The following is a 4484-nucleotide window of genomic DNA, read 5'->3' on the forward strand; positions in this document are numbered from 1 at the left end:
ATGAGTTTCTTGCTCGCGCAGACAATTGGTTGAACCACTGGGATGCAGAAACCGGCTTCTTGCGCCCGAAAAACCACCCAAACAGTTCAAGCGCAAACAAGCCACCACTAGCATTTAACCAGCCTGTTGACGAATCGCGCGAAGATGAGTGTGTGACGGTTGCGTGGCCAAATCACCCAAGCGGTGAATCGCTAGAATGTCCGTTATTGCCATTTGACCCGTATTACGTTGATGAGTTTGCCTTCACCGAAGGGAATGCGTGGCAATGGAAGTTCCAGCCAATGCATGACTTTGCGCGTCTGAAGCAAGAAATCTACAACGCAGATGTGGCGAACAGCAAAGAAACGACACCTGAGAAAGCGTTTCGCGAAGACTTGGATGAGCTATTCACTGCGCGTTCATCAAACACGGGTGAAGAATTGCCTGACTTGACCGGATATATCGGCCAATACATGCACGGCAATGAGCCTTCGCACCACATTCCGTATCTTTACAACCTGACCGATGAGCCTTGGAAAGCGCAAGAGTACCTCGACCGCATCATGGCAGAAATGTACACCATCGAACCGACAGGTTTGATTGGTAACGAGGACGTCGGCCAGATGTCAGCGTGGTACATCATGTCGGCGATGGGCTTCTACCAAGTGTCTCCAGCTGATCCGTCTTACTCCATCGGTCGTCCATTGTTTGATCAAGTGGATATTGACGTCGACGGCGGCACATTCAAGATCATTGCTGACAACAACAGCCCACATAACAAGTACGTGAAATCCGTCACCATCAATGGCAACGAACTCTCTAAGGAACTGACCTTTGAGCACAGTGAAATCAAAGCAGGCGGCGAGTTGCGCTTCGTGATGACCGGCGACAAAAAAGAAGCCATGCAGGCAAAAATCTAATTGTTGATAGACCCGATGCCGCCACTGCGCGGCATCTTTTTCAAGGAATTCTCTATGTCTATTTCTCGTGTTTCAAAAGTGGCGTTGTCAGTTTCTTCGGCACTTTTCTTGTTTGGCTGTAACTCTAGCTCAACCGATTCAGACCCGAATACAGGTGTTATCCCTTCAGAACAGGATGTTCTGAAATACGTTGACCCGTTTATTGGTACTGGCTTTAACGGCCACACCTTCCCGGGCGCCGTCGTGCCTGAGGGCATGGTGCAACTGTCGCCAGATACCGAGCTTATGGGGTGGCACTCTTCATCCGGTTACCACTACGACAAAGACACCCTGTTTGGCTTCTCTCACACGCACCTTTCTGGCACCGGTATGGGCGGGTTGGGTGACATTCTGTTCCTTCCATTTACCGAAGATAACGCCAAATACATTGAAGACTCGGACGATTACCGCGAGGCAATCTCAGTTAAGATGGACAAAGCCTCTGAAGTTGCAGAAGCGGGCTACTACTCAGTAAACATCGCTGAGAACGGTATCAAAGCTGAACTGACTGCTTCAGAGCGCGTGGGTTTCCACCGTTATACGTACCCAGTAGGGCAGCCACAGCGTTTGAAGATCGACCTAAACTCAATCCTCAACAGCGATTGGGGCTCAACCTCTCTGCGCAATAAACTGACCGTCAGTGACGATGGTTACACCATCACAGGCGAGCGTGATGCGGCGCATTTCTCCGGCTGGGCGAAGAACCAAAAAATCTTCTTCTATGCCACCTTCGACAAGAAAATCAAAAATGTGCAACTGCTCGTGGGCGGAAAAGCGGTTGATGGTTTGAGTGCCGAGCATATTTCTGAACTGGTTTATGACAATGCAGGTGAACCTGTTAAACGTATTAAAGCCGATGTCACCGCCTACGTGGAATTTGAACAAGGTGGTTCACAAGCCCTAAATGCACAGGTCGCGATCTCGGCCGTTGATGCGGGTGGCGCGCAAAGAAACCACCAAGCAGAAGCGAGTTTGTCGTTTGATGAAGCACGCAAGCAAGCGAGTGAGAAATGGGCCAATGCCCTGAACCTCAGCATTGAAGGCGGTACGGCAGAGCAGAAAGAGATTTTCTACACTGCGCTTTACCACACCAAAATCGCACCTCAGGTGCATCAAGATGTTGATGGGCAATTCCGTGGCATGGGCAAAGGCTCTATCCGTAATGGCGAAGGCGAGTATTCCATCGCGTACGGTCAAGCCACTGAAGAGCTGCCTAACTTCTCGGTTTACTCCTTGTGGGATACGCACAAAGCTCTACACCCATTGAAAACCATCACTGAACCTACACGCGCGGTTCAGTACGCGAAGAACCTGGTTCAGAAATACACTGAAAGCGGTTTGCTGCCAAAATGGGAACACTTGGGCGATGAAACCGGCACCATGGTGGGTTACCCAGCGGTTGCTGTGATTGCAGATGCTATCACCAAATTCCCTGACGCTTTCACCCAATATGAAAAAGCGCTCGCGTTGAAAGCAGCGATTGAATCGTCAACTTACGACAATTACGCCGCACTCGCAACGGAGTGGGATGTGCCGGTATTGGACCGCACCCTGACCAAGCATATCGACTACATCGAGAAGGAAGGTTTTGCCCCTGCGATCCAGCGTGAAAACGGTGAACCGGTTAATCCGGATTACACCATCGAGTCTGTGTCATATGGCTTGGAGAACGCCTTCTATGACTGGGCTATTGCACAAATCGCAAAAGCGGCGGGTGACACCCGCGCGGAAGCAACCTACCTCGCACGCTCAAAAGGCTACACGCATTACTTCGATAACAACCCGATGGAGTACGCAGACTACGGGGTAACAGGCTTTATGCGTCCGGTCATGATGGACGGGACGTTTATGGCTCCATTCGACCCGTATGGTACGGCGCATGAAACGGGTAACTACACCGAAGGCAATGCATGGCAATGGACATGGTTTGTCCCACACGACATCGCGGGTCTCAAAGCGATCATGGGCGGCGAAAGTGCGTTCCTCACCAACTTGGAAGCCACATTCACGGCTGAAAGCCAAGGCACTGAAACGCCAGATATGTCGGGTTTGATTGGTCAGGTGGCGTTTGGCAATGAGCCATCACACCACATTCCTTACCTGTACAACTGGACTGCAGAGCCATGGAAAACGCAAGAAGTTGTTGACTATATCTTGAATGACATGTACTTCGCGGAACCGCATGGCGTGATCGGCAACGAAGACGTGGGCGCGATGTCAGCCTGGTATGTGATGTCTGCGATGGGCTTCTACCAAGTGAATGCGGCGGATCCAACTTACACCATTGGTCGTCCTTTGTTTGATGCGGTGACGATTCCGGTTGAAGGCGGAACATTCAAGATCATTGCTGAGAACAATGGCGCAGACAATCTGTACGTGAAGTCGGTAACCATCAATGGCAATGCATTAGAAGACGGTTTGTTCTTCACTCACTCAGACATCAAAGCGGGTGGTGAACTGCGTTTTGTGATGACGGGGTCGAAATCAGAGGCGATGGTGATTCAGCCTTAAAAGTACTCACACCATAACTATTACAATTATATTCACACCGTTTGCCGCTCCCCTACGAGCGGCTTTTTTATGGCGGTGGGGAGTGTTGCTGGTGGAATATAATTTGGACAAAAGTGCGTTTGAGTAACCCATCGAGATACCGTGAGTCCGATTAGTTTTCGTAAGGCATACACAATTGTGCGATGAATAATCAATTTCGGACACAGTCTTAAGTTGGTTTAGGTATTTAGCGGCTACAGACTTTCACTAACTCATCAGGTGCATATATCCCTGTAGGCGCAGAAGCTTTATATGCAATATATTGATATTTATCCTGTGGTATAACTGACTTTTTAGATAGTATTAGCACCATACTATTCTCAAAACTAAAAGTCATAGTTCATGTACATCAGTAGTTTATCAATCGTCAATTACAAGAACTTTAGGAACGTCACTTTCTCATTTGTGAAGGATTCTGTTAATACAATCATCGGAGAAAACGCAGCTGGTAAAACTAACGTGTTTCAAGCGATGAGATTGGTTTTAGACGAGTCATTACCTTCTAACGCAAAACAACTCCAGAGTGAAGATTTTCATAGAGGTCTTAGGCAGCCATTTGGAAACTGGATTGTGATAGCGATTGAGTTCAATGATCTTTGCAATTCTGAAGAAGAACAGGTTCTAGCTAACTACGTTATGAATAAAGATAGAAAACTAGAATCAACGGGAAAAGGTACGTATACATACGTATTTCGTCCTAAGTTTCATATCCGACATTCGCTTTTTGAGTTAACCAAAGACTTAAAAACAAAAGAAGAAAGAAAAGATGCGTTTGATGGATTTGCGTTAGGACAAGTTATAAATAGAGATACATATGAGGCTATCGCCTTTGTCAGAACGAACTTAGATTTTACTCAAGAAGATATCTACAAAAAACATGTTGGAGACTTTGTCGAGTTTACTGGTAAGACCCCGCTTCTCTAGACACTCAATAGCTATATAATTGAACAAACTATGAGGTGTTGCTATGAGCGGAAAACGCTATCCAGAAGAATT

At 47.6% G+C, this 4484-nt stretch carries 3 protein-coding genes; all 3 read left to right on the plus strand.

Features of this window, described 5'->3' with window-relative positions:
- A partial coding sequence (locus B5D35_RS22825; protein ID WP_139367850.1) for a glycoside hydrolase domain-containing protein occupies positions 1-899 on the plus strand: 899 nt, incomplete at its 5' end.
- Between the two features lie 54 nt (positions 900-953).
- Positions 954-3449: a GH92 family glycosyl hydrolase gene (locus B5D35_RS22830; protein WP_078754705.1), complete on the plus strand. Its 2496-nt coding sequence runs from the start codon at positions 954-956 to the stop codon at positions 3447-3449.
- 381 nt (positions 3450-3830) lie between these two features.
- Positions 3831-4412 (plus strand): AAA family ATPase, encoded by a 582-nt coding sequence (locus B5D35_RS22835; protein WP_078754706.1) that lies wholly within the window; start codon positions 3831-3833, stop codon positions 4410-4412.
- Positions 4413-4484 lie beyond the last annotated feature (72 nt).

The sequence above is a fragment of the Enterovibrio nigricans DSM 22720 genome (assembly GCF_900167155.1).
Classification (GTDB): domain Bacteria; phylum Pseudomonadota; class Gammaproteobacteria; order Enterobacterales; family Vibrionaceae; genus Enterovibrio; species Enterovibrio nigricans.